Raw genomic sequence first — 24,780 nt, forward strand, 5'->3', positions numbered from 1 at the left:
CGCTTCTTCGTTCAGCGGCACGTTGTCGGAAAGCTCACGTCAATAACGGCACCCGTCAGGCAAGGATTGCGCGCGCGATGTCGTCGGCGTCCCGCAGCGTACGGCTGCCGGCATCGAGGGAGGCGCCGGCTTCCGCGGCGATCGCCGTCCCCCACTGCACGGAACTCAGCTGCAGGCCGAGGACATAGAGGTTCTCCTGCGCCAGACCATTGGCGCCGATTGCCCGGTACGGCGGCTTGCTGACATCGATTCCGGGAGACACTTCAGGCACGCCATCTTCAGACATCATGGTGCGTGCCCGGACCAGGCCGTCCTCCAATAGCCGGCGAAGCAGGACCGACCGGTTCTGCGCCACACGGTTAGCCGGCATCATCGCCTCAACGAGGACACCGGCGTCGTACTTTCTGCCCTCCACCCAGGGTGAGGAAACAGTGAACCGGCCAAGGGCGGCATCCAGCTCGAACCGCGGCGCAGGGCCCGCAAAACGGACGATGCCCGCGCGAGCCAGCGCTGCCAGTTGCTCGATACGCAGGGCCGGCGGCCCGCTGGCAAGGCCCTCGACGAGGGGCTCGAACCATCCGCGCAGTTCCGCAGTCCATGACGCCTCGGTGAGACCGCCGTCGGCCACGATCCCCTTGATGACGGACCGGCCGGCGTTCATGGCTCCGATCGCCATTTTCAATGGGTCATTCTCGCCGCGGTCGGAACCGGCGGCGTCCTCTTCCAGATAGTCGAGCACGGCACGGTTGTACTCCTCCTCAGAGGCAAACCGTTGCCGCCAGAAGGGCCGGGCGAGCGCTTCCAGATTCAACCGGTCAGCCGGAGCCACCGTTCCATCGAGGAGCTCCTCCAGCCGTCGGCGCCAGACATGATCGGCGGCATCCAGCACCTCCTGAAGCGAGGGAAGAAAAGTATCTGGCAAACCTGCTGTGCGCGCCAGCGTCCCGTAGTAAGCCCAGACAGCGTCCCGGTGCAGCAGCGGCCACAGGTCGTGATCGAAGCCGGGCTGGATTCCCTCAGCCGCGAAGCTGGATGCGCGGGTAGGTGTGCAGTAGCGGAGCTGGATGCTGCGCGGCACATAGCTGTCCAGCTTTGCCTTGGCACGGTAAGGGGTGCCGCGACGCGACGCGGCGACTACCAGCGGCTCACGGCCTGAAGGATGGTAATCCAACGCCCGCCCTGCCGGCAGACCACTGGATACGAAGCTTCCACCCCTGCCCTCGGTGAGGTGGGTGATGATGTCGAAAAAGTTAAGGCCGAGCCCGCGCACCAGCACGGGTTTGCGCGCCGGCAACCGGTTCCAATCCGCGTCTGCGGGTACGTTCGGCGGCCAGTACTGCAGGCCGAGCCGGGCCGCGCCGTCGCGCAGCGCTTCCTGTTCCGGATTGAGTTGAGCGGGTAGATGGCCCAACGCAAGCACGACGGCGTCACTGACTACCGTGCCGCCCTCACTCAGCCTTACCCGGAAACCCGCTGTCAGCGGCTTCACGTGTTGCGCCTCTGACCGGTGAACCACTACCTCGAAGCCGTCCCCAAGGGCCGCGGTCAGCGAGCTGTAGATCCATTCCAGGTAGCGGCCGTAGAGAGCGCGGCTGGGGAAATCAGCGGAGGTGAGCGACTGGAGTTCCTTCCGGTCATCGTCGCTGAGACGATCGTCCGGAGAGTCCGCCATCAGCTGACGCCAGTCGTCGAAGGACAGCGGAACAAGCGATGGCGCCCGTTCCGCAGCAGCCTCACCCACCGGCACCACCGTGGGAAACAGCGCCGGGGTGTTCATCAGGAAATGCCGTGACTGATCGGTACGCCACACATGGCCCGGCCCTGGCTCGTAGGGCTCGATCAGGTGGACCGCGATGCGCGTCCGGTTGGCTTTGGGCAGGGCCGCCCAGTTGGCTGCCAGACGTTCGAGTACGGAGGTACCACGCGGACCGGCGCCAATGATGGCTACCGTCACCGTCCGCGTTGTTTCCATCCGTCTAGATTATCGGCCGCGCAGCATCCGCCGGTTCAACCGGATGTCCGGCGCATCCGGTCAGCTTCGTCCCACATAGGCGGCCAAGTGCTGGCCCGTGAGGGTGGAACCTCCGCCAGCCACCAGTTCTGCCGGCGTTCCCTCGAAAACGATCCTGCCGCCGTCGTGCCCGGCACCGGGACCAAGATCGATGATCCAGTCAGCGTGCGCCATCACTGCCTGATGGTGCTCGATGACCAGAACCGACTTCCCGGAGTCGACGAGGCGGTCCAGCAAACCGAGCAGCTGCTCGACGTCGGCCAGGTGCAGACCCGTGGTCGGCTCATCGAGAACGTAGATGTCTCCCTTTTCGCCCATCTGGCTGGCCAGCTTCAGGCGTTGCCGCTCACCGCCGGAGAGCGTGGTGAGCGGTTGGCCGAGGCTGAGGTAACCAAGACCGACGTCGGCCAACCGGTCGAGGACCTTGTGCGCCGCCGGGGTGCGGGCATCACCCTCACCGAAGAACGCGGTGGCATCCGACACGGGCATCGCAAGTACCTCGGCAATGTTCATTCCACCCAGGGTGTACTCCAGCACAGATGCCTGAAACCGCTTGCCCTCACAGTCCTCGCACGTGGATTCCATGGTGGCCATGACCCCAAGTTCGGTGTAGATAACGCCGGCGCCGTTGCAGGTGGGGCACGCGCCTTCCGAGTTGGAGCTGAACAGCGCGGGCTTGACCCCGTTCGCTTTGGCGAACGCCTTGCGGATGGGCTCAAGCAGGCCGGTGTACGTGGCGGGATTGCTTCTCCGCGATCCTCGGATGGCTCCCTGGTCGATGACCACGACGCCGTCCCGCTTGGCCACCGAGCCGTGGATCAGTGAGCTTTTGCCTGATCCGGCCACGCCGGTGACAACACACAGCACACCGAGCGGAATGTCGACGTCCACGTTCTGCAGGTTGTGCGTCGACGCTCCCCTGACCTCCAGCGCCTTCGCCGCCGGACGGACAGTGTCTTTGAGCCTGGCCCGGTCGTCGAGGTGGCGACCGGTGATGGTGTCGGATTTTCGCAGTCCCTCAACGGTTCCCTCGAAGCAGAGGGTCCCGCCCTTCGTGCCTGCTCCGGGTCCCAGGTCGATGACGTGGTCGCCGATCGTGATGGTCTCCGGCTTGTGTTCAACGACGAGCACCGTGTTCCCTTTGTCCCGCAGCTGAAGCAGGAGCCGGTTCATCCGTTCGATGTCGTGCGGATGGAGACCGATGCTGGGCTCGTCGAAAACGTAGGTGACGTCGGTGAGTGAGGAACCGAGGTGGCGGATCATCTTGGTCCGCTGCGCTTCGCCGCCGGAAAGCGTGCCAGCGGGCCGGTCGAGCGAGAGGTAGCCCAGGCCGATGTCGGCGAAAGAATCGAGAAGGTGCTGCAGCCCCTTGAGGAGCGGCGCCACGGTGGGTTCTTTGAGATCGCGCAGCCAGTCGGCCAGGTCGCTGATCTGCATCGCGCAGAGCTCGGCGATGTTCTTGCCGTTGATTTTCGAGGAGAGCGCCTCCTTGGTGAGACGTGTCCCTTTGCATTCCGGGCAGGTCTGGAACGTCACTGCGCGTTCGACGAACCGGCGCACGTGCGGCTGCATCGCCTCAGGGTCCTTGGAGAGCATCGACTTCTGGATCTTCGGGATGATGCCCTCATAGGTGAGGTTGATTCCTTCGACCTTGATCTTGGTGGGCTCCGCGTACAGCATGGTGTCGAGCTGTTTCGCTGTGAATTTGGCGATCGGCTTGTCCATCGGCAAACCCATGCCCCCGAACAACCTGCCGTACCAGCCGTCCATCGAGTACCCGGGAACTGTCAGCGCGCCGTCGGCGAGCGTCTTCGCGTCGTCATACAGGGCCGTTCGATCGATGTCATTGACGTTGCCCATCCCCTCGCACCGCGGGCACATCCCACCCAGGTAGACGGCCTGGCTGACAACACTCTTTTCCACCCGGCCGCCCTTGTCTGTCGACATGACGCCGCTCGCCTTGCGGGTAGGAACGTTGAAGGAGTAGGCGGTGGGCGGACCGACGTATGGGGATCCGAGCCTGCTGAAGAGGATGCGCAGCATGGCGTTGGCATCGGTGGCCGTACCGACGGTTGAGCGCGGATTGGCGCCCATCCGCTCCTGATCAACGATGATCGCGGTGGTTACCCCCTCGAGCAGATCGACGTCGGGACGCGCAAGCGTGGGCATGAATCCCTGCACGAAGGCGCTATAGGTTTCGTTGATCATCCGCTGTGACTCCGCGGCGATCGTGGCGAAGACCAGTGAGCTTTTACCGGATCCCGAGACCCCCGTGAAAACGGTCAGCCGCCGTTTGGGGATCTCGACGCTGATGTCCTTCAGGTTGTTTTCCCGCGCACCCTGCACGCGGATCAGGTCATGGGTGTCGGCAATGTGCATGGCTCTATCCAATCAGGTAGGGCAAGCAATGGGCAGACCCTGATTGATCAGGCAATGAGCACTCACGAGGCAGGTTGCCTAAGATAACGGTATGACGTCCACCGTGCCTGATCCCATCCCTACCAGCGACGACGAATTCCTCTGGCTTGAGGATATCTACGGCGAAGAACCCCTCCGGTGGGTGCGCGGCCAGAATGCAGAGACGGAGGATGTTCTGGTCAACGACGCCTTCCTCGCAGACGAACAGCGCCTTCTCGAGGTTCTTGACTCCACCGACCGGATTCCGATGGTCGTAAAGCGCGGTGAGCACTACTACAACTTCTGGCGGGACAAGGAACACCCGAAAGGGCTCTGGCGGCGGACCACCTGGGACAGCTACCTCACCGACGCCCCGGAGTGGGACACGCTTCTCGACGTCGATGAGCTGGCGGCTGTGGAGGGTCAGGAGTGGGTTTGGGGCGGCGCGATGTTCCTGCGTCCGGCTGACGGCGATCCCTACCGGCGGGCCCTGATCGCCCTTTCACCGGACGGCGGGGACGCGCAGCGCTACCGCGAGTACGACCTCGCCGACCGCTCCTTCGTGAAGGGCGGCTTCGATATCCCGGTGGCAAAGAGCAGGATCAGCTGGGCTGGGCCGGATGCGCTGCATGTCGGCACGGACTTCGGGCCGGGATCTATGACCACGAGCTCCTACCCCCGCACAGTGCGCACCCTTCGGCGTGGTGAACCGCTGGACGCTGCGCAGCTCTACTTCGAGATCCCTGAGAACTCGATGATGGCCGCAGTGGCCCATGATCAGACGCCGGGCTTCGAACGCGATATCGCCGCCCACATTATCGACTTCTACTCAAGCCGCACCTACCTGCGCGGCGAAGAGGAGTGGGTGCACATCGACGTCCCCGACGACGTCAACGTGTCGCTGCACCGCCAGTGGCTGCTGCTGCGGCCACGGACCGATTTCGAACTCGACGGCGTCACGTACCGCGGAGGCTCGCTTCAGGCGGCCCTTCTGGAGGACTTCCTCGCCGGGCGCCGCGGACTGACAACCGTCTTCGAGCCGGATGCGCACACTGCCCTGCAGTCCTGGAGCTGGACGAGGGACTACCTCCTGCTCAACCTGCTCAGGGATGTTTCTTCGGAAATCCGCGTGCTCAACCCTGCCGATTCGTGGACGGCCGAACTGCTGGATGCCTGCCCGCCCCTGCACTCGGTGGATGCGTATGCGGTCGATGACGAGGACGACGACGCCGGTAATGACTACTGGCTGGTTGCCACCGGCTTCCTCACTCCCACTACGGTGGTGCGCGGCACCATCGGTGGAGCGCACGCGGAAGTGAAGGAGTCGCCGTCGTACTTTGATGAGTCCTCCTTCACCGTCTCGCAGCACTTCGCGCAATCCAGTGACGGCACCCGGGTTCCCTACTTCCAGGTGGCGTCCAAGGACCTGGTGCTCGACGGCGGCAACCCTACGCTGCTCTCCGGCTACGGAGGATTCGAACATGCCATGACACCCGCGTACAGCGGAGTGACCGGGCGCGGCTGGCTGGAACGCCGGACCGAGGACGGCCGGTCCGGTGTGTACGTGCTGGCCAATATCCGGGGCGGCGGCGAGTATGGGCCCGCCTGGCACCAGGCGGCGCTGCACGCCAACCGGCACCGGGCCTACGAGGATTTCGCCGCGATCGCCCAGGATCTGGTGGACCGCGGAGTGACCCGACCGGAGCTGCTCGGCTGCACGGGCAGGAGCAACGGCGGGTTGCTGGTGGGCAACATGCTCACCAAATACCCGCACCTCTTCGGCGCCATCTCGTGTGGTGTCCCCCTGCTGGACATGAAGCGGTACACCAAACTCTCCGCGGGCTACTCGTGGATTGCCGAGTACGGCGATCCGGACAAGCCGGAGCAGTGGGAGTACGTTCAGACGTTCTCGCCGTATCACCGGCTGCAGGAGGGGACGGCGTACCCGAAGACCCTGATCTGGACTGCTACGAGTGACGATCGGGTGGGCCCGGTGCAGGCACGGAAGATGGCCGCCCGGATGAAGGCGCTTGGAGTGAAGAACGTATGGTTCCACGAAGCGCTCGAGGGCGGGCATGCCGGAGCCTCCGATAACCGCCAGGCGGCGCGCATGCACGCCATGTCCCACGAGTTTGTGTGGAAAGCGCTGACGGGCAAGCTGTAGGGCCCGCGTTATTTTGCTCTTGCCCTGAGGTTCTGGGTAGTCTTGGGTGGCTAGTAATAGCTGCTGGAGACGTGCCAGAGCGGCCGAATGGGCTTCACTGCTAATGAAGTGTGGGCCTAAAGCCTACCGGGGGTTCAAATCCCCCCGTCTCCGCGTTTCGAAAAGGCGCCTCGGTCCTGGACCGGGGCGCCTTTTCCTTTACACGAACGTGTCTGCTGAACGGTTAGGCCTTCAGTGCGAGGACAAAGGGAAGCACTTCCTGGGCGCCTGCCTGCCTCAGTGCCCTTCCGGCGACTGTGAGGCTCCACCGGCTGTCCGCCAGATCATCGACCAGCAGCACCGGGCCGGGATTCGCCGCGAACCAGGCACGGCCTTCGTCCGGTACCGCAAACCTCTCCCACACCGCTGCGAGACGGAACGCACTGTTGCCGCCGGAGCTGCCGCTCGGCCAGCCCTGCGGCAGTTGAAGTGCCCCCAGGTGAGGGATTCGGCCCACGCCGGCCAAGCTTTCGGCGAGCGAACGGATCAGCAGAGCGCGCCGTCGTGAGGGCATGCTGACCACCGCCACCGGTCTGGTGTCCCACTGCCATTCTGCGAGCACCCGCACACAGGCCTGCACGGCTGCCGGGTCCAGCGCGGCGTCTTCGGATGAGTCCGCAAGGAGTTCCCGTACCCGGTTCCCCCAGCCGAGGTCAGTCATGCGTGCGAGTGCACGTCCGGCGGAGACCTGCTGGTCCGCGGGGATGCGCCCCTTGACGGGGACACCGAGCTTGTCCATCCCGGATGGCCATTGGCTCCTGGGTTCCAGAAGGACACCGACCCTGCCGAGCGCGCTGGCGGCACTCTCCGAGGCGTCGTGTGACACTTCGTCCGAGAACCAGGACCCGGCACAGTTGTCGCAGCGGCCGCAGGGCGCAGCCAGCGGATCATCGAGCGCGGCAGCGAGGAATTCCATCCGGCAGCCACTGGTATTTTCATAGTCGAGCATTGAGTTCTGCTCCTGCACACGAGCTGCCGAAATGCGCGAATACCGCTCGCGGTCATACTCCCAGGGCCTCCCGGTGGCCTGCCAACCTCCGGTCACCTTCTGTACCGCACCATCCACGTCAAGCACCTTCAGGAGAAGCTCGAGCGGCGATCGCCGCACGTCCACCCGGGCTTCGAGGGCCGGCGTGGAGAGCACCGTTCCTCCTGCCAGTTCCGCCAGGATCCGCTGCGCCTTGTCCTCGGCGGGCATGGACGAGGTGGCGAAGTACTCCCAGATTTCGCGGTCCTCATTTCCCGGAAGCAGCAGCACATCCGCGTTGGGGGTTCCTCGGCCGGCGCGGCCCACCTGCTGGTAATAGGCGACCGGAGAGGACGGCGCGCCAAGGTGCACCACGAACCCGAGATCGGGTTTGTCGAAGCCCATGCCGAGGGCACTCGTGGCGATCAACGCCTTCACCTCGTTGTTCTTGAGTGCCTTCTCCGCCGCTTCACGATCCGCCGGGTCTGTTCGGCCGGTGTAGGCCAGCACGGAATGGCCGCTCTCCCGCAGGAGGCGTGCAGTGTCTTCAGCTGCAGAGACGGTGAGGGTGTAGATGATCCCGCTTCCAGGCAGATCATTCAGGTGGGTCAGGAGCCACGCGAGCCGTGAGCGGGGGCTGGGAAGGCGCAGCACGCCGAGCCGCAGCGACTTGCGGGCAAGTTCTCCGCGCAGCGTGTAGACAGCGGTTCCGTCGGTGCCGAGCTGATCTTCGACGTCCTTGACCACGCGGGAGTTGGCGGTGGCCGTGGTTGCAAGCACGGGCACGCCCTGCGGCAGCGTGGTGATGAGATCGCGGAGGCGCCGGTAGTCCGGCCGGAAATCATGACCCCAATCAGAGATGCAGTGGGCCTCGTCAATCACCAGCAGCCCGGTGCGACGGATGAGTTCCGGCAGCTGGTTCTCGCGGAAGGCCGGGTTATTCAGCCGCTCCGGGGACACCAGGAGCACGTCCAGTTGGTCCGCGTCGAGCGTGGTGGTGATCTCTTGCCACTCGGTTTGGTTTGCCGAATTGATGGCAGCGGCCCGGACACCTGCGCGCTCGGCGGCAGCCACCTGGTCCCGCATCAGCGCGAGCAGCGGAGACACGATGAGGGTGGGTCCCGCACCCATGGCGCGCAGCAGCAGGCTCGCAACGAAGTACACGGCGGATTTCCCCCACCCGGTGCGCTGCACCACCAGGGCCCGGCGCCCACCACTGACCAGCGCCTCGATAGCCTCGAACTGGCCCTCATGAAATGCGGCGTCCTCGCGCCCCACGAGTGTTCGAAGAATCGCGAGCGCCTGCTGGTGGAGGGTGGTTGTTTCAGCCATGCGCCCCAGTATGGCAGTTGGTACTGACGCATTCGGCGGGCTTCGGCGCAGTGTGGACAACCGTCGTCGTCCATTACTCCCCAGCCTCCGGACGGCCGAAGCCAAGCGGTTAGACTTTCCAGCGTGAACACAACCATCGATCTGTCCGCATCGTTCAAAGCCTATGACGTACGAGGGATCGTCGGTGAGACCATCACCACGGAGTCCGTCCGGGCAGTGGGCGCCGCCTTCGTTGATGTGCTGAAACTGTCCGGGGAAACCGTCCTGGTTGGCGGCGACATGCGCCCTTCCTCGCCGGAGTTTTCCGAGGCCTTCGCGGAAGGCGCTACCACCCGCGGCGCAGATGTGGTGTTCCTCGGTCTGATCTCCACTGATGAGCTCTACTACGCCAGCGGCAGGTACAACGCCGCAGGCGTCACCTTCACAGCCAGTCACAATCCCGCCCAGTACAACGGTATGAAGATGTCCCGCCCCGGCGCAGTCCCGGTGTCCTCCGAGACGGGCCTTGCGGAGATCCGGGAGCTGGCGGAGAAGTACCTTGCCGAAGGCACCATTCCGGCAGGCGAGCGGCGTGGCTCCACTTCCTCACGGGATGTACTGAAGGATTACGCCGAGTATCTGCGTTCGCTGGTGGATCTCTCGGGCAGCCGCCCGATGAAGGTTGTTGTGGATGCAGGTAACGGCATGGCAGGGCTCACTACGCCGGCAGTGCTTGGGGCCGAGTACCTGGACGCTTTGCCGTTCGAGATCATTCCGCTCTATTTCGAGCTGGACGGCACCTTCCCCAACCATCCCGCCAATCCCCTCGAGCCGGAAAACCTCCGCGACCTGCAGCAGGCAGTGGTCAGTAACGGCGCGGACATCGGGCTCGCTTTCGACGGGGACGCGGACCGGTGCTTTGTCATCGATGAGCAGGGCAACCCGGTTTCGCCCAGCGCAATCACGGGCATGGTGGCGCGCAGGGAGATCCGCCGTGCGCAGGCTGCCGGCGAGCAGGAACCCGTGATCATCCACAACCTGATCACCTCACGCGCCGTGCCGGAACTGGTTCGCGCAGAGGGCGGCCGGCCGGTGCGCACGCGCGTGGGCCACTCCTTCATCAAGGCCGTCATGGCAGAGGAGGGCGCGGTCTTCGGCGGCGAACACTCGGCTCACTATTACTTCCGTGAGTTCTGGAACGCAGACACCGGAATGCTCGCAGCCATGCATGTGCTCGCCGCGCTCGGCGAACAGGATCAGCCGCTGTCCGAGCTCGGCCGTGAATACGAGCCCTACTTCGCCTCCGGCGAGATCAACACCCGGCTCGACGACGTCGCTGCCGCGACCGCGCGCGTCCGGCAGGAATTCGAGAACGACGGCGTCACAGTGGACGAGGTTGATGGCCTCACCTTTACTGCCGACGACGGCTCCTGGTGGTTCAACCTCCGGGCGTCCAATACGGAGCCGTTCCTGAGGCTCAATGCGGAAGCCGAAAAGCCTGAGACCCTCGAAAGCCTCACCACTGCGGTTCTCGAGCAGATCCGGCAGTAACTGCCCTTCTTAAGTCAGTGTGGCCGCCCCCCGTTGGAAGAACCGGCCACACTGTTACGGACTACTCGCCGCTAGGGCTTACCCGCCGCTAGACCGCGAAACGCTCCTTCAACCGCTGCAGTTCTCCGGATAGCTCCGCGGGCAGTGACTCCCCGAACTGCTGGTACCACTGCTCGATGCCCTCCAGCTCGGCAGCCCACTCGTCAGCATCCACCCGGACCGCCTGCTCAACGTCAGCGGCGGTGAGGTCCAGGCCGGTGAGATCGATCGCGTCCGGCGCCGGCACGTACCCGATCGGGGTCTCAACGGCATCGGCCTGGCCCTCGAGCCGTTCGATGATCCACTTGAGCACCCGTGAGTTGTCACCGAAGCCCGGCCACGCAAAGCCGCCGTCCGCGGTGCGGCGGAACCAGTTCACGAGGAAGATCTTCGGCAACCGCGCCTGGTCTGCCTGGCCGCTGACTTTCAGCCAGTGGCTGAGGTAATCACCGGCATCGTAACCAATGAAGGGCAGCATCGCCATTGGATCGCGGCGCACCCTGCCAACCGCTCCGGCAGCGGCGGCCGTGGTCTCCGAGGACAGGGTGGAGCCCATGAAGATGCCGTTGGTCCAGTCGCGTGACTGCGTCACGAGGGGGACGGTGGTCTTTCGCCGGCCGCCGAAGAGGATCGCCGACAGTTCAACGCCCTCAGGGTCGTTGAATTCTTCGGCAAGCATGTCGATCTGGTCGATCGGCGTGCAGAACCGGGCATTGGGATGGGCAGCCGGGTTGTCCGAGGAGGGCGTCCAGTCGTTGCCCTGCCAGTCCATCAGGTGTGCTGGCACGTCCTCGGTCATGCCCTCCCACCAGACACCGCCGTCGTCAGTCAATGCAACATTGGTGAACACGGAATTGCCCTTGGCGATGGCACGCATGGCGTTGGGATTCGTGTCCCACCCGGTGCCGGGCGCCACGCCGAACAGGCCGGCTTCGGGGTTGACCGCCCGCAATTCGCCCTCTTTCCCGAAACGCATCCATGTGATGTCGTCTCCGAGTGTCTCGACCTTCCACCCCTCAATGGTCGGGTCGAGGAGGGCGAGGTTCGTCTTGCCGCAAGCGGACGGGAAGGCTGCGGAAACGTAGTACGTCTTGTTCTCCGGAGAAGTGAGCTTCAGGATGAGCATGTGCTCAGCGAGCCAGCCCTCGTCCCGGGCCATCACCGAAGCAATGCGAAGGGCATAGCACTTCTTGCCAAGCAAAGCGTTTCCGCCGTAACCGGATCCGAAGGACCAGATTGAGCGCTCCTCCGGGAAGTGCACAATCCACTTTTCCTCGTTGCACGGCCACGCGACGTCCTGCTGCCCCGGCTCCAGCGGCGCACCTACGGAATGAAGGGCCGGGACAAACTCGGCATTGAGTTCGGTCAGCCGGTCCAGGACCTCGGTACCGATGGTCGCCATGATGCGCATGGAGGTCACTACATAGGCGCTGTCCGTGATCTCGACGCCGAACTTCGGGCTCTGCGCATCGAGGTGGCCCATGACGAAGGGGATCACATACATGGTCCTGCCGCGCATGGAGCCGGCGAACAGGCCGCGCAGCTTCTCCTTCATCTTGTCCGGGTCCATCCAGTTGTTGGTGAATCCGGCGTCCCGCTCGTTCTGCGAGCAGATGAAGGTCTGCTCCTCGACCCGGGCAACATCGGCCGGGTCGGAGAACGCTGCGAAAGAGTTGGGGAAGAGCTTGGGATTGAGGCGCTTGAAGGTGCCGGCGGAGACCAGCTCATCGCTGAGCTGTGCGTTCTCCTCAGCGGATCCGTTGACCCAATACACCCGGTCCGGCTGCGTCAGCGCGGCAGTCTCCTCGACCCAGGCCAGCAGTTCCCGATGAGTTGTAGGTGCAGCCATTACTGCATCGTGCTCAGTCGCTCGGTCAGCAAGCAACGGCTGCCGCACAGAATCGCCCATGTCTCGTCCCTTCGTTGGGTGGGTGGTGTGTATTGATGCTAGGGGCGGTATCAGCGCGGATTTCCGCCGTCGAAGGCGTACTGTTGGTCCTGCGAACGCGGTGATCCGCGCAAGTACGCGGTTTTACCTAACTCCTCACCCTGCTTAGTGTGATAAACGTCACGTAGACCGGTCTAGCCCGCTCTGCGGCTGTAATCGAGCACTTCCGCCAATTAGCATTAGGTTCCGAATGGCTGTAAAGTGATCTACGGCCAAACGGCCATGGAGAAGTCATTCACAACGGCTTTGAACTGCGTGCGTAGCTCAACGGATAGAGCATCTGACTACGGATCAGAAGGTTGGGGGTTCGAATCCCTTCGCGCGCACCACTAAACAAACCGCTCCGGGCAACCGGGGCGGTTTTGGTTTAACCTCTCCCGTTCTTCGGAGCTTGCCCCACCGCATCTCCGGTGCCAAGCTCAGGACCATGAGTGCCGAGCAGACCACCGACGTCATTGTTATCGGAGCCGGCGCGGTGGGCGAGAATGCTGCCGCCCGTGTGATTCAGGGAGGGCTCTCCGCCACCCTCGTCGAATCGGAACTGGTGGGCGGCGAGTGTTCCTACTGGGCCTGCATGCCGTCGAAGGCACTGCTGCGGCCGGGTTCCGCCCTGCACTCCGCGCGCGCGGTCGCGGGCTCACGTGAAGCAGTCACCGGCACCCTTGATGCCCAGCAGGTACTGGCCCGCCGCGACGAATTCACCTCGCACTGGGATGATTCCTCGCAGGTCGAATGGGTGGAGAAGACCGGAATCACACTGGTCCGCGGCCGCGCCCGCCTCACCGGCGAGCGTCGGGTCGAGGTGACCACCGACGACGGCGCCACCACCCTGGTTGCGCGCCACGCCGTCGCTCTCGCTACGGGATCCGCGCCGACCATTCCTCCTATCGACGGTCTTGACGGCCTCAACTTCTGGGGTACGCGGGAAGCGACATCTGCCAAGGAAGTGCCGGAATCGCTCGCAGTGCTGGGCGGCGGAGTTGCAGGTGCAGAACTGGCGCAGGCCTACGCCCGGCTTGGTTCAGCGGTCACCCTGATCGCCCGGAGCGCGCTGCTGGGCAGCTACCCGGAACCCGCGGCGCGGCTGGTGCAGCAGGGCCTGGAGCACGACGGCGTTACCCTTCATCTGAACACCGGCACCGAATCGGTTGCTTACGATGGCGAACGCTTCCGCGTGAGCCTCGCCGGCGGAACCGTTGTGGAGTCAGAGAAGCTCCTCGTCTCCACCGGCCGCCATCCTGCCCTGGCAGGTCTCGGTGTGGAGGAACTCGGGCTCGAACCACGGCGGCTGGACACTGATGACTCCGGCCAGGTCAGCGGCCATCCCTGGCTCTACGCAGTGGGCGACGCCGCCGGGAAAGTGCTCCTCACACATCAGGGAAAATACGAGGCCCGGATGACCGGGGATGCGATCGTTGCCCGCGCGAAGGGCGAGTTGCAGGGGCCGCCGGAAAGGTGGGGGCCGTTTGCAGCCACCGCGGATTCGTACGCCGTCCCCCAGGTTGTCTTCACCGATCCGGAAATCGCCATGGCGGGCCGGACACTCGAGACAGCACGCAAGGACGGGCTGAACGTCAGCGAGACGTCACTGGAGCTGTCGGTTGCCGGATCTTCCCTCCACGCCGACGGCTACCAGGGTTGGGCGCAGATGGTGGTGGACGAGGAACGGAAGGTTCTGGTGGGCGTGACCTTCGCCGGACCGGACGTAGCCGAACTCCTGCACGCTGCGACCATCGCCATTGCCGGTGAGGTTCCGCTGCACCGCCTCTGGCACGCCGTGCCCGCGTACCCAACGATCAGCGAAGTGTGGCTCCGGCTGCTTGAGAAGTACGGGCTTTAGGGCGTGTCTGTCTCTCAGCGGAATCGGGCGGTGGCCGTTTCACGCCCCCGCCCGAGCGAGACCGGCGCACTCTGCCCGTCGCGCTTGATCACGTAATCACCGAAGAAACCCGTAATCGTCAAGCGTGCGTCATGATCCGTGCGCATCGTCGTTCCCGGCAGCCACCACTCGCCCTTGATCAGCGACCGCAGAGCGTGAAACGAAGGTTTCGGCGTGCCGTCGGCGCGAACAAGCCCGCCCGGCGCACCGAGCCACGCTCCGTCGTCGGTGAGCCCCCAGTAGGTGATGGCCTGCACGGCCGGGTGGCCCACGAGTGAGCGATAGTGGCGGACGACCTCGTCCGCTTGCCTGCCCTCTCCCTCGGGCGTCGACGGCCAGGATGGGATCTGATAGTCGTTGAGGTCGACGATCCCCGGCGGCATGAGGTCCCCCGACAGCAGAGTCGTCTCGGTCAGATGGAGGGGCAGCCCGAAGCGGGCGAACCGGTCGACCATCGCGAGCATGGTCTCTTCTCCCCAATACCCCTGATGCATGTGCGTCTGCAGGCCGATCGCATCCACAGCGATTCCCGCTTCAAGCGCGCCCTCGATCAGGGCTTCGTAGTCGCTCGACAAGTCGAAGTCGTTCAGGACGAGCGTCGCCGAAGGGTTCGAGGCACGAGCTTCCTCGAACGCGAGCTGAATCATGGGCACGCGGCCAATGCTCCGCGCAAGCCGGGTGATACCGTTTTCCTCTGCCGTGAACACGGGCATGATGACGACTTCGTTGATGGCGTCCCACGAGTCGATGACCCCGGAAAAGCCGGTCACCTCGCGTCGGATCCTCTCGCGCTGCAGCCGCTCGATCTCCGCCACCGGTAGACCGGTGAGCCACTCGGGCGCCAGCGTGTGCCAAGTAAGCGGATGCCCCTTCACCGCCACTCCGCGCTCAGCGAACCACGAGGCGGCCCGGAGAAGCCTTCGGGTGTCAGGCTTGCCGCGGGTCGGCTCGAATCCTCGCCAGTAGAACGGAAGGGTCGCAGTGTTGAAGAGGTCGAGCCACATCGTCTCGAGCTCCGGCAGGCCCGCAGAACCTGCCCCTCCGAAAACGGGCTCCGCCGCGGCGGCCTGCTCGGTCTCCCCATTGGCGAGCGGGATGAAGTCGAAACCGATGTTGCCGAAGGTGAAGTCATGACTCAGCTGTTCGACGGTGACATCCGCGTTGCGCGCGGGATTGCCGAAGGAGTCCAGCACGGTGACCTGCGCCGTCACCCGGCGGTGATCGACACTCAAGAGGCGCTCCGCGCGATCTCGTTGAAACTCGGATGGAAGGCCCGGTCGAAGCCCACGACGCGGGCTTCCCCAGAGAGCTGCACCGAGTGAGTGATCCGTATGTCGGTGCTCGACGCTCCAAGACCAAAGACGATCTCTCCCGGTTCGACGATCCGCTCGCCGTTTCGGCCGGTGAAGCCGGTGACATCAGCGGGAACGTGTATCGAGAGCTCGACGGATTCGCCCGGCAACAGGTCAACGCGCTGAAAACCGACCAGACGCTGCACCGGGCGCACCACTGACGCGACCGGATCGTGGACGTAAATCTGGACGATTTCTGTCCCGGCACGGTCCCCGGTGTTGCGCAGACGGAGGCCGAGGGTCGCCGTGCCATCGACTCCGACCGTACCCGGCCCGTGCTCGCCGGCGCTCCAGTCAAAGGTCGTATACCCGATCCCATGCCCGAACGCGAAGACCGCGGTCGGGTCGATGTTCGACACTCCGTTGGAGCGCGCCAGGGGAGCGGCCAGGTATGTGGACGGCTGCGTTCCCTCTGAGGCCGGGATGCTCACAGGCAGGCGCCCGCTCGGATTGACCCGGCCGGAGAGGATGCCGGCGAGCGCGGCGGTTCCTTCTTCTCCTGCGAAGAAGGCCTGCACGATCGCGCTGGCGCCCGTGACAGCGGATCCCAGCGCATACGGTCGTCCAGCGAGCAGGGTGACCACGGCAGGAGTCGATGTTGCCAGGACGGCATCGAGAAGGTTCTGTTGGGCACCGGGCAGGCGGAGCGACTCGACGTCGCAGCCCTCACCGCTTGTGCCGCGGCCAAAAAGCCCGGCCCGGTCGCCGAGGGCGACGATGACGACGTCCGCCCGCGTTGCAGCATCCACCGCTGCGGGGATCCCGGCGGTTTCTCCTCCGTCGATCGTCGTGCCCGGTACGTGTTCGATGTCGGCTTCGGGAAACTCGATGCGAATGCTATCCAGCAGGGTAGGCAGTTCGATACCGAGGGGTATGCCAGGATGCTGCACGCCGACATGCGCAGGGAAGGAGTAGCAGCCGAGAACGGCGAAGGGGTCGTCGGTGGTCGGCCCGACGACAGCAATGCGGCGCGGGGCGGCGAGCGGAAGGGTCCCGTCGTTGCTCACAAGCACGATGGACTGTTCGGCGATCTCGCGGGCGACCGCCCGATTGCCGGGGTTGTCCAGGTCGATGATGCCGCGGATGCCTTCCGTGTTGTCCACGTCTGCGTCCCGCAGCGCTTCGGGTGTGGCATCCCAGTCACGATCGAGCAGTCCGAGTTCGACTTTCTGGCGCAGCACACGCCGGAGGGCACGATCTATGACCGCCTCGGGCAGGTCACCCGACCGGACCGCTTCAGCCAGCGGCGCACCGAAGGTCTTCACCGTTGGCAGTTCGACGTCCACGCCCGCCTTAAGCGCGAGAGCAGCGGCCTCGCCCCACGAACCCGCGACGCCGTGAAGCAGTTTCAGGAAGGCGATCCCGAAGTAGTCGGCGACGACGGTGCCGTCGAAACCCCAGGTGTCGCGCAGGACTCCGGTGAGCAGCGACTCGTCGGCCGCGGATGGCACGCCGTCGACGTCGGTATAGGAGTGCATGACCGAACGCGGCTTGCCTTCACGCATGACCATTTCGAACGGGACGAGCAGCACGTCAGCGAGTTCACGCGGACCGACCGAGACCGGCGCGAGGTTACGGCCGGCTTTCGACGCCGAGTATCCGACGAAGTGCTTCAGAGTTGCGACGATTCCTGCGGACTCGAGGCCACGGACGTACGCCGTTCCGATGGTGCCGATGAGATACGGGTCCTCACCGATGGTCTCTTCGACGCGGCCCCAGCGGGCATCCCGCACCACGTCGAGCACCGGGGCAAGGCCCTGGTGGATGCCGACCGAGCGCATGTCGGACCCGATGCGGTGTGACATCCGCTCAATGAGCCCCGGATTGAACGAGGCACCCCAGGCCAGGGGCACCGGATAGGCGGTCGCCCCCCAGGTGGCGAAGCCGGCAAGACACTCTTCATGCGCAACAGCCGGGATGCCGAACCGGTTGGATGCCGCGATCCGGCGCTGGCTGCGGAGGAGGGACAGCGCCCCGAGCGCCGGGTCGACCGGAGCCGAGCCGAACGGTCGAGTCAACTGGCCGAGCCCGTTCGGCAGAAGGGCATCGAGGTCGACGACGTCGTCCATGTCGTTCTGATGCGGGGCAACGTCCCCGCCCTCGCTGGACGCACCGACCCAGACGCCGAACAGCTGGGCGATCTTCTCCTCGAGCGTGAGCTCGGTGAGGAGTGCTTCGACGCGGTCGGAAGCGGATGCGGTGACGTCCTGCCATGCAGGCGTGGTCGTCGTGGATGTTGTGGTGCTCAAGGGAAGTCCTAACCTTTGACGGCGCCGGTGAGTCCGCCGACGATGCGACGCTCGAACAGCGTGAAAAATATCAGTGCCGGAATCATGGACAGTGAGGTGAAGGCGAGTACCTTTGCCGTGTCCACCGAATACTGCGAAGCGAACGCCTGAACGCCGAGCGGCAGGGTGTACGTCTCCTGGTTGCTGAGGATGAACAGCGGCAGAAGGTAGCTGTTCCAGCTCGCCACGAAAGCAAGGATGCCCGTCGTCACCACGCCCGGCAGCGACAAAGGAACGACCATCCGGAAGAAGAAGCCCAGCCGGCTCGTGCCGTCGATCGACGCCGCCTCTTCGATCTCATCGGGGATGGCTTTGAGGAACGGGACCAGGATGATGATCGTCACCGGCAAGCCGAAGGCGATCTGCGGGAGGATCACGCCAGCCAGGCTGTTCATCAGGCCGAGATCCCTGACGAGGATGTAGAGCGGCGTGATCGCCACGGTCATCGGGAACATGAGCCCGGCGGCGAACAGTGAATACATCGCTCCACGACCGGCAAACGTGTATCGCGCAAGGATGAAGCTCGCCATCAGGCCCAGCACCACCACACCGATGGTCGTGGCGATCCCGGCAATCGCCGAGTTGCCGACCTGCTGCCAGAAGGTCGGGCTCGCGAGCACCTCAGCGTAGTTGTCGAAATTCCACGGGTTCGGGAGTCCCGCGGGCGAATTGGTGATCTGCGAGTTGTCGCGGAACCCACCGAGGATGATGTAGACGACGGGTCCGAGACAGAGCGCGATGAAGACAAAGGCGATGAAGTAGGTCGCCGGGCTGCCCCATGGCTGGCGGTTACTCGGTCGACGCTTTTCGCGCGTGGGTGTGGGAGCTTCGAGAACAGTCATCACTTCTTTCCTTCCGTGAGGGCACCGGCGGTGTCGCGTTGGAGAACGAACCGCTGGTAGATCAATGCGATGACGAGGGATATCAGGAACATGACGACGGCGACAGCACTGCCGTAGCCGAAGTTGCCCGACGTGCGTCCGTTGGCGACCATGTAGGTGGCCATGGTCGAGGTGCCCGCAGTCGAGGCGACGTACTGGCCCCAGATGATGAAGACCAGGTCGAACAGCTGCAGCGAGCCGATGATTGACAGGAACGCCCAGATCCGCAAGGTCGGCCCGAGGAGCGGCAGCGTGATGGTGCGCTGGGTCTGCCAGTAGCTGGCGCCGTCGATCGAGGCCGCCTCGAACAATTCGTCTGGGATGCTCTGCAGTCCGGCGAGAAAGAGGATGACGGCGAAGCCGATGTACTTCCACGAGATGATCACCATCAGGGACCAGATGGCGATGCTCGGATCAGAGAGCCAGTCTGCCTGGAAAGCTCCCAATCCGATGCTTTCGAGCAGCCCATTGACGGCACCGGACGTCTGCAGCATGAGACCCCAGCCAATCCCGACGATGACTTCGGAAATGATGTACGGGACGAAGATGAGGACGCGGATGATCGACCGGCCACGGATCTTCCGGTTGAGCAGGAGTGCGAGGACGACCGCAATGGGGCCCTGGATGACCAGGGAGAGCACCAAAATGAACCCGTTGTGGCGCAGCACGTCGTGGAACGCGCTGTCCTGAAAGATGATCAGGTAGTTTTCGAAACCGACGAAATCGGTGGCCGGCCCAAAGCCCTTCCAGCGGAAGAAGCCGTAGTAGCCGGCGAGGACGACCGGGAAGATGACGAAGGCGACAAAAACGATGATCGCCGGCCCGGCCAGAAGCATGATCTCGAGGCGCTTGCGCCAGTCCGTTGGACGCCGTTTGGGCCGCGGTGCGGCAGGGGACGACGCGCGAACGCCGTCCCCTGCCGTTACCGTGCCCTGCGGCGGCTGCTTGTCGGTCAACAACGGAGCACCCACGGCAGGTTCAGTCATTATCTGCTGCTATCCCTTTGCTGCGGCATCGTTCACGGCGGAGACGATGTCTTCAGCTGTGCCCTGACCGGCGAACATGTCGACAACGCCCTTGTTCAGCGCGTTCCCGACGTTCTGACCGAACAGGGTGTCCAGCCACACCATGACGTACGGTGCGTCGTTGTACGCCTCCAGGATCGACTGGAGCGCCGGGTCAGTGACAACCGCCTGGGCGTCCTGGTTAGCGGGGAGAGTCTGGAACGCCTCTGCGTAGGCCTCCTGATGTTCCTGCTGCATGAAGAAGTTCAGGAACGCAGTGCACTCTTCTTTCGGGGCCTGCGCGGAGCAGGTGAAGCCGTCGACGCCACCCATCATGGCGCCCTCGGCGCCTTCGCCTCCCTCAACCTCAGGAAACGGGAACCAGCCAAGGTCAGGCAGCGGCTTCTCGTCGGGGGTCAGCGATGCGATGACACCTGGGTTCCAGGCGCCCATGAGTTCCATTGCTGCCTTTTTATTCGCAAGGAGACCTGCAGAGCTGCCTGCTCCCTGTTGCGCCGATGTGGTGAGGAATCCGTTGTTGAACGGTTCCGTCTTCACGAACTTCTCCAGTTCCTTTCCAGCCTCGAGCCAGCATGGGTCGTCAAATTGCTTCGACTCGGCCGCTTCGTTCATCGCATCCTGCGAGCATGCCCGCAACGCGAAGAAGTAGTACCAGTGCGCTGCCGGCCACGCATCCTTCGCGCCGACGGCGATGGGTTCGATTCCTGCACTCTTGAGCTTGTCAACGACGGAGCCGAGCTCGTCGATGGTCGTCGGTGTTCCCTCGACGCCCGCTTCGGCGAAGAGGTCCTGGCTGTAGAACATGCCGCCAGGCAGCACCGCGGTCGGCATTCCGTAGATCTTGTCGTCAACCTCGAAGGCGCTCAATACGCCTTCGGGCACAGCGGCCCTGGTGGCGTCGTCGATGGAATCCGAGATGTCCATGGCCTGTCCTGCTGCAACGACGTCCGCAAGCTTGCCGCCGCCGCGCGCCATGAAGATGTCCGGTGCATCGCCGGAGTTCAGCGCCGTCTGGAGCTTCCCGTCCATCTCTTCGTTCTGGATGGACTGCATCTCAATCGTGACGCCGGGGTTTGCCTCCTCGAACGCTGCGACCGTCTTCTCCCAGTACGCCTTGCCGGCACCGGTCGTCGAGTTCTGCCAGAACGTCATGGTGACGTCGCCACCTTCTGTTGCTCCATCGCTGGAGCCACACGCTGACAGTCCGCCGAGGGCGACTGCTGTCGCCACCCCAACGGTCAACAGCTTCCTGGTGTTCTGCTTGTTCATCTTTGAACGCCTCTCGAAAGTTTCGACATTTGCGCCGAAAGTTGTTAGTATGGTGCGAGCCTAAACATTGCTCCTGTGAAAGGCAAGAGTTTTCCGCAACGAATAGAGATTGGGTTCCTCATGATCGACTCAGGTAGCAAGGTCAAGCTCAATGAATTAGCCGATGAGGCCGGAGTTTCGGTCTCCACTGTCTCGAAAGTCCTCAACGGACGGTCCGACGTTTCCGCGCAGACGCGGGCGAAAATCGAAGAACTCCTCTCCAAGCAGGGATACCAACGACGCCCGGGCCTGCCCAACAGGGGCACCTTGATCGAGCTCGTTTTCCCCGAATTAGAGACGGCCTGGGCCATGGAGATCATCCGCGGAGTCGAAAATGTCGCTCGCGCCAACGATTTGAGCGTCGTGCTTACCGAGTCGGGTGACCGCCACTCCCCATCCCCGGCCTGGATCACCGGGGTTCTCCGCCGGCGCCCGGTCGGGGTGGTGCTCGTCTTCGCCGGTCTCGCAGCGGAAGCGAAGGCGACCCTCCAATCCCGCGCCATCCCGTTCGTGATCATCGACCCGGCCGGCGATCCAGCCCCGGATGTCCCCTCGGTCGGGTCGGCGAACTGGTCCGGTGGCCTCGTCGCCACCCGCCATCTCATCGAACTGGGACACACCCGGATTGCCGCGATCACCGGTCGCGACGACATGATGTGCTCCTTCGCCCGCGTCGACGGATACCGATCCGCCATGAACTCGGCCGGTATTGAGATCGATGAACGCTTCGTGCGATTCGGCAACTTCCAGGTCGACGGTGGCCGCAGCACCGCTCTCGAACTCCTGGCGCTGCCCGACCGCCCCACAGCGATCTTCGCGGGGAGCGACCTCCAGGCGCTCGGCGTCATCGAGGCTGCCAGGACCCTCGGGCTCCGGGTGCCCGTTGATTTGTCAATCGTCGGTTACGACGATCTGCAGCTCGCTCAGTGGTCCAGTCCTGCGCTCACAACCGTGCATCAGCCGCTCACGGCAATGGCCGAGGAAGCGGCGCGGCTCGTAATCCGTATGAGTGAGAGCACCCTCGAAACCATCCCCAGGATGGACCTCGCAACGCGGCTCGTCGTCCGTGAAAGTACGGCCGCGCCGGCTGCGGGCTGACGTGCCGAGGCTGAGGTGTTGCCCTTCCCCTAGGCGCGGCGAACCACGAAGTTGCTCACCTCGGCGTCACGCCCGTCCAGTTCCCCCCACTGCGAGGCATGACTGAGGACGGTGAGTCCCGCCGTCGGATAGTGGCTGGCAAGGTCAACCACAGCGTCCTCATCGGAGTCCACAGACGCGAGCCGCATGGCGAGGTTCTGGATGCCGGGCAGGTGCCCGATCACCAGGACGCTTGTTGCGGTGTCCGGCACCTGGTTGATCACCGCGAGTATCTCCGTGGCGGTTGCCGCATACAGTTTCGGCTCGAGCCGGGGAGTCGGAGCCTTCTCCCCCAACTCCTGGCACACCCAGATGCAGGTCTGGCGCGCGCGTAGTGCGCTGGACGTCAGAATGAGGTCCGGCAGGGCGTCGTGCTCCACCATCCACCGCCCAATCAGTGGCGCGTCCCGGTGTCCCCGTCCGCTCAGGGGCCGCTCATGGTCCGGCACATCCGAATGCCAGTCCGACTTCGCGTGCCGCAGGAGCATCAGGCGCTTCAGATGGTGGGAAGACATTCCCTCACCCTACTTGGAAAGCGGCACCTTAGATGGAGTACTCCGGAGCAGCCCACACCACAACTTCAGGGTGCTCATAGAAGCGGTAACCCTGCCCGCGAACCGTGCGCACCGTGTTGGCCAGACGGCCAAGCTTCGAGCGCAGGCGGCGGATGTGCACGTCAATGGTGCGCTCATTTGGAACCTCATCGGCGTTGCGCCACAACCCGCTGAGCAGTTCCTCACGGCCAACTGTCCGCGAGGCATTTTCGACCAGGTAGTTAAGGAGTTCGAACTCCTTGAAGGTCAGGTTCAGAATGTCACCGTCGAGGTGCACCTCGCGCCGGGACAGGTCAATCAGCACTCCGGTGGGACGTGGAGCCGGAGGAGGTGTGGGCTGCTGTTCGGTGCGCTGACGGCGGTTCACCGTAGGGTCACCCAGCGCCTGCCGGACAACATCAATATCGGTGCCGACGGCGTCTGCCGGAGCAAGCGCGACGGCGGCGTGGCTCTGTGCGCCGGGGACGAGTGTGCGGACGTAGGCCCGCACGTCCTGTGCCAGCTTGCTCAGCGTGGTGTCATTCTCGGCAGCGGTGTCCTCGTCCAGTGCAACGTAGAGAACAAATCCACGGGCGGTGGTGTCCGCCGTTACCGCCTGCGGTCCAGGAATCCCGTTGGGAGTGACCACCGGGACCGGCGCAGTGATGGGGTTGGCAGAGTCAGCAGGTGTAGGCACTGGCTTCAACTGTCCGTAGGCCGGCGCATACGAGGGTGCGGTCGGTTGACTGTAGGTCGGAAACCCCGGGCGCTGCCCGTAAGTCTGGCGCTGAATACTCGCGCGGTTTTGTGCGTTGCGGAGGGAAATGTGGACGTATCCGGAAGAAACGGTCATGTTTTAAACAACCTCATGGTGAATCGCCGTCATCACGGCTCGAATGCAGGGGTGTGCCCGGTCGAGATGGAGCTTCTGTGGAGCCCGCCGTTGGGCTAGGGAATGCGTAAGAGGGTGGGGTAAACCGTTACGCGCACATTCGACAGCAGCGAGATTCCTGCGCGGACATGATGCCCGGGGAATAAGCTGCGGCTGCAGATGCTGCTGAGTTGGTGTTCACAATCCGAATTATTACACGTAACAATCAGCTACGCACAAGTAACAATGGTAGGGCGTCCGCATGGTGGACGCTTCGAGTGAAGACAAAATGTCAAACCATCAGCATCGTTGCGCGGCACTTGAAGACGAAAAGGTGGCGAGGCGCACCTGTGAGCGGCATATTGTCCAGAGAACCTCTGGATGTCCGGAAGTGCTCAGGGGTGAGCGCCCGGATAGTGGACAATCGACCCAGCTAGCCGACGACGCCGTAGAGGCGGTCTCCTGCATCACCGAGGCCAGGCACGATGTAGGCGTTTTCATTCAGTTTCTCGTCGATGGAGGCAAGGACGATGGTGACGTTTTTGCCCTCCAGTTCCTGCTTGAGGACCTCGAGTCCCTCGGGCGCGGCAAGGAGGCAGATGCAGGTGACATCAGCTGCACCGCGGCGGAACAGGAACTTGATGGCCTCACGGAGGGTTCCTCCCGTAGCCAGCATGGGATCGAGCACGAACACCTGCCGGCCCGTGAGGTCATCAGGGAGCCGTTCAGCGTAAGTGATGGCCTCGAGAGTCTCCTCATTCCGGGCCATCCCCAAAAAACCGACTTCCGCGGTGGGCACGAGGCGGGTCATTCCCTCGAGCATGCCCAGACCTGCGCGGAGAATGGGAACGACGAGGGGCGTCGGCTTGACCAGGCCGGTTCCGACCGTTGTGGTGACAGGAGTCTCGATCTGCACCGGCTCAACGCGCACATCCCGCGTGGCCTCATACGCGAGCAGTGTCACCAGTTCCTCCGTGAGTAACCGGAAGACCGGAGACGGAGTGTTCTTGTCCCTCAGGACCGTCAATTTATGGGACACCAGGGGATGGTCCACTACCAGAACGCGCATTGCTCAAAAG

The 24,780-nt window shown here is 64.0% G+C and carries 16 protein-coding genes and 2 tRNA genes; 6 read left to right on the forward strand and 12 right to left on the reverse strand.

All coding sequences use genetic code 11. The annotated features are described in order from the left end of the window. Positions 1-55: 55 nt before the first annotated feature. The gene (locus P4U43_RS06765) at positions 56-1,972 is read right to left on the reverse strand and encodes an FAD/NAD(P)-binding protein (RefSeq protein WP_277358038.1); all 1,917 of its coding nucleotides are present in this window, start codon (positions 1,970-1,972) and stop codon (positions 56-58) included. A gap of 60 nt (positions 1,973-2,032) precedes the next feature. Further along, the gene (locus P4U43_RS06770) at positions 2,033-4,390 is read right to left on the reverse strand and encodes an excinuclease ABC subunit UvrA (protein WP_277358039.1); all 2,358 of its coding nucleotides are present in this window, start codon (positions 4,388-4,390) and stop codon (positions 2,033-2,035) included. A gap of 91 nt (positions 4,391-4,481) precedes the next feature. Here P4U43_RS06770 and P4U43_RS06775 point away from each other — a divergent pair, with 91 nt between their 5' ends. Together P4U43_RS06775 and P4U43_RS06780 are read left to right on the forward strand one after the other, a co-directional pair. Further along, positions 4,482-6,572, forward strand: coding sequence for a prolyl oligopeptidase family serine peptidase (locus tag P4U43_RS06775; protein WP_277358040.1), 2,091 nt, complete (start codon positions 4,482-4,484; stop codon positions 6,570-6,572). Between the two features lie 65 nt (positions 6,573-6,637). Further along, a tRNA-Ser gene (locus P4U43_RS06780) sits at positions 6,638-6,725 on the forward strand. A 70-nt stretch (positions 6,726-6,795) separates the two neighbouring features. On the opposite strand, the gene P4U43_RS06785 is transcribed toward P4U43_RS06780, so the two are convergent. Beyond that, positions 6,796-8,910 (reverse strand): RecQ family ATP-dependent DNA helicase, encoded by a 2,115-nt coding sequence (locus P4U43_RS06785; protein ID WP_277358041.1) that lies wholly within the window; start codon positions 8,908-8,910, stop codon positions 6,796-6,798. Between the two features lie 123 nt (positions 8,911-9,033). Here P4U43_RS06785 and P4U43_RS06790 point away from each other — a divergent pair, with 123 nt between their 5' ends. Further along, positions 9,034-10,440: a phosphomannomutase/phosphoglucomutase gene (locus P4U43_RS06790; RefSeq protein WP_277358042.1), complete on the forward strand. Its 1,407-nt coding sequence runs from the start codon at positions 9,034-9,036 to the stop codon at positions 10,438-10,440. 88 nt (positions 10,441-10,528) lie between these two features. On the opposite strand, the gene P4U43_RS06795 is transcribed toward P4U43_RS06790, so the two are convergent. After that, positions 10,529-12,388, reverse strand: a complete 1,860-nt coding sequence (locus tag P4U43_RS06795) for a phosphoenolpyruvate carboxykinase (GTP) (protein ID WP_277358043.1) — start codon at positions 12,386-12,388, stop codon at positions 10,529-10,531. Positions 12,389-12,680: 292 nt separating this feature from the next. Here P4U43_RS06795 and P4U43_RS06800 point away from each other — a divergent pair. Together P4U43_RS06800 and P4U43_RS06805 are read left to right on the forward strand one after the other, a co-directional pair. After that, positions 12,681-12,756, forward strand: a tRNA-Arg gene (locus P4U43_RS06800). A 98-nt stretch (positions 12,757-12,854) separates the two neighbouring features. Continuing rightward, complete coding sequence (locus P4U43_RS06805; protein WP_277358044.1) at positions 12,855-14,267, forward strand: dihydrolipoyl dehydrogenase family protein; 1,413 nt, start codon at positions 12,855-12,857, stop codon at positions 14,265-14,267. A 14-nt stretch (positions 14,268-14,281) separates the two neighbouring features. Here the strand turns inward: P4U43_RS06805 and P4U43_RS06810 are convergent, their stop codons facing one another. Genes P4U43_RS06810 through P4U43_RS06830 form a run of 5 tightly spaced genes read right to left on the reverse strand, consistent with a single transcriptional unit; the run spans position 14,282 to position 21,121 of the window. Continuing rightward, positions 14,282-15,538 carry an endo-1,4-beta-xylanase gene (locus tag P4U43_RS06810; RefSeq protein WP_277358045.1) on the reverse strand — a complete coding sequence of 419 codons (1,257 nt, stop codon included), beginning with the start codon at positions 15,536-15,538 and terminating at the stop codon, positions 14,282-14,284. Then, positions 15,535-17,907 carry a beta-xylosidase/alpha-l-arabinosidase gene (locus tag P4U43_RS06815; protein ID WP_277358046.1) on the reverse strand — a complete coding sequence of 791 codons (2,373 nt, stop codon included), beginning with the start codon at positions 17,905-17,907 and terminating at the stop codon, positions 15,535-15,537. Before P4U43_RS06815 ends, P4U43_RS06810 begins: the two co-directional genes overlap by 4 nt. An 8-nt stretch (positions 17,908-17,915) precedes the next feature. Continuing rightward, positions 17,916-18,788: a carbohydrate ABC transporter permease gene (locus P4U43_RS06820; RefSeq protein WP_277358047.1), complete on the reverse strand. Its 873-nt coding sequence runs from the start codon at positions 18,786-18,788 to the stop codon at positions 17,916-17,918. Further along, positions 18,788-19,813 carry a carbohydrate ABC transporter permease gene (locus P4U43_RS06825; RefSeq protein WP_277358048.1) on the reverse strand — a complete coding sequence of 342 codons (1,026 nt, stop codon included), beginning with the start codon at positions 19,811-19,813 and terminating at the stop codon, positions 18,788-18,790. The genes P4U43_RS06820 and P4U43_RS06825 overlap by 1 nt, the downstream gene beginning before the upstream one ends. Before the next feature lie 9 nt (positions 19,814-19,822). Beyond that, positions 19,823-21,121, reverse strand: a complete 1,299-nt coding sequence (locus P4U43_RS06830) for an ABC transporter substrate-binding protein (protein ID WP_277358049.1) — start codon at positions 21,119-21,121, stop codon at positions 19,823-19,825. A gap of 120 nt (positions 21,122-21,241) precedes the next feature. Between P4U43_RS06830 and P4U43_RS06835 the strand changes: the two genes are divergently transcribed. Continuing rightward, on the forward strand, positions 21,242-22,258 hold the full coding sequence (locus P4U43_RS06835) for a LacI family DNA-binding transcriptional regulator (protein ID WP_277358050.1): 1,017 nt from the start codon (positions 21,242-21,244) through the stop codon (positions 22,256-22,258). Between the two features lie 29 nt (positions 22,259-22,287). On the opposite strand, the gene P4U43_RS06840 is transcribed toward P4U43_RS06835, so the two are convergent. The 3 genes from P4U43_RS06840 to upp form a co-directional block, all read right to left on the reverse strand. Beyond that, the gene (locus P4U43_RS06840; protein ID WP_056546294.1) at positions 22,288-22,812 is read right to left on the reverse strand and encodes a SixA phosphatase family protein; all 525 of its coding nucleotides are present in this window, start codon (positions 22,810-22,812) and stop codon (positions 22,288-22,290) included. A gap of 28 nt (positions 22,813-22,840) precedes the next feature. Then, the gene (locus tag P4U43_RS06845; protein WP_277358051.1) at positions 22,841-23,683 is read right to left on the reverse strand and encodes a winged helix-turn-helix domain-containing protein; all 843 of its coding nucleotides are present in this window, start codon (positions 23,681-23,683) and stop codon (positions 22,841-22,843) included. 451 nt (positions 23,684-24,134) lie between these two features. After that, positions 24,135-24,770 carry a uracil phosphoribosyltransferase gene (upp, locus tag P4U43_RS06850; RefSeq protein WP_056546288.1) on the reverse strand — a complete coding sequence of 212 codons (636 nt, stop codon included), beginning with the start codon at positions 24,768-24,770 and terminating at the stop codon, positions 24,135-24,137. Positions 24,771-24,780: the final 10 nt, after the last annotated feature.

Source organism: Arthrobacter vasquezii, assembly GCF_029455255.1.
Taxonomy (GTDB): Bacteria; Actinomycetota; Actinomycetes; order Actinomycetales; family Micrococcaceae; genus Arthrobacter_D; species Arthrobacter_D parietis.

Bases quoted from the DNA above. Each gene is read 5' to 3' on its own strand.
- P4U43_RS06805 (WP_277358044.1), top strand. From the start codon at position 12,855: ATGAGTGCCGAGCAGACCACCGACGTCATTGTTATCGGAGCCGGCGCG.
- P4U43_RS06830 (WP_277358049.1), bottom strand. From the start codon at position 21,121: ATGAACAAGCAGAACACCAGGAAGCTGTTGACCGTTGGGGTGGCGACA.
- P4U43_RS06770 (WP_277358039.1), bottom strand. From the start codon at position 4,390: ATGCACATTGCCGACACCCATGACCTGATCCGCGTGCAGGGTGCGCGG.
- P4U43_RS06845 (WP_277358051.1), bottom strand. From the start codon at position 23,683: ATGACCGTTTCTTCCGGATACGTCCACATTTCCCTCCGCAACGCACAA.
- P4U43_RS06795 (WP_277358043.1), bottom strand. From the start codon at position 12,388: ATGGGCGATTCTGTGCGGCAGCCGTTGCTTGCTGACCGAGCGACTGAG.
- P4U43_RS06835 (WP_277358050.1), top strand. From the start codon at position 21,242: ATGATCGACTCAGGTAGCAAGGTCAAGCTCAATGAATTAGCCGATGAG.
- P4U43_RS06840 (WP_056546294.1), bottom strand. From the start codon at position 22,812: ATGTCTTCCCACCATCTGAAGCGCCTGATGCTCCTGCGGCACGCGAAG.
- P4U43_RS06825 (WP_277358048.1), bottom strand. From the start codon at position 19,813: ATGACTGAACCTGCCGTGGGTGCTCCGTTGTTGACCGACAAGCAGCCG.
- P4U43_RS06785 (WP_277358041.1), bottom strand. From the start codon at position 8,910: ATGGCTGAAACAACCACCCTCCACCAGCAGGCGCTCGCGATTCTTCGA.
- P4U43_RS06820 (WP_277358047.1), bottom strand. From the start codon at position 18,788: ATGACTGTTCTCGAAGCTCCCACACCCACGCGCGAAAAGCGTCGACCG.
- P4U43_RS06775 (WP_277358040.1), top strand. From the start codon at position 4,482: ATGACGTCCACCGTGCCTGATCCCATCCCTACCAGCGACGACGAATTC.
- upp (WP_056546288.1), bottom strand. From the start codon at position 24,770: ATGCGCGTTCTGGTAGTGGACCATCCCCTGGTGTCCCATAAATTGACG.
- P4U43_RS06765 (WP_277358038.1), bottom strand. From the start codon at position 1,972: ATGGAAACAACGCGGACGGTGACGGTAGCCATCATTGGCGCCGGTCCG.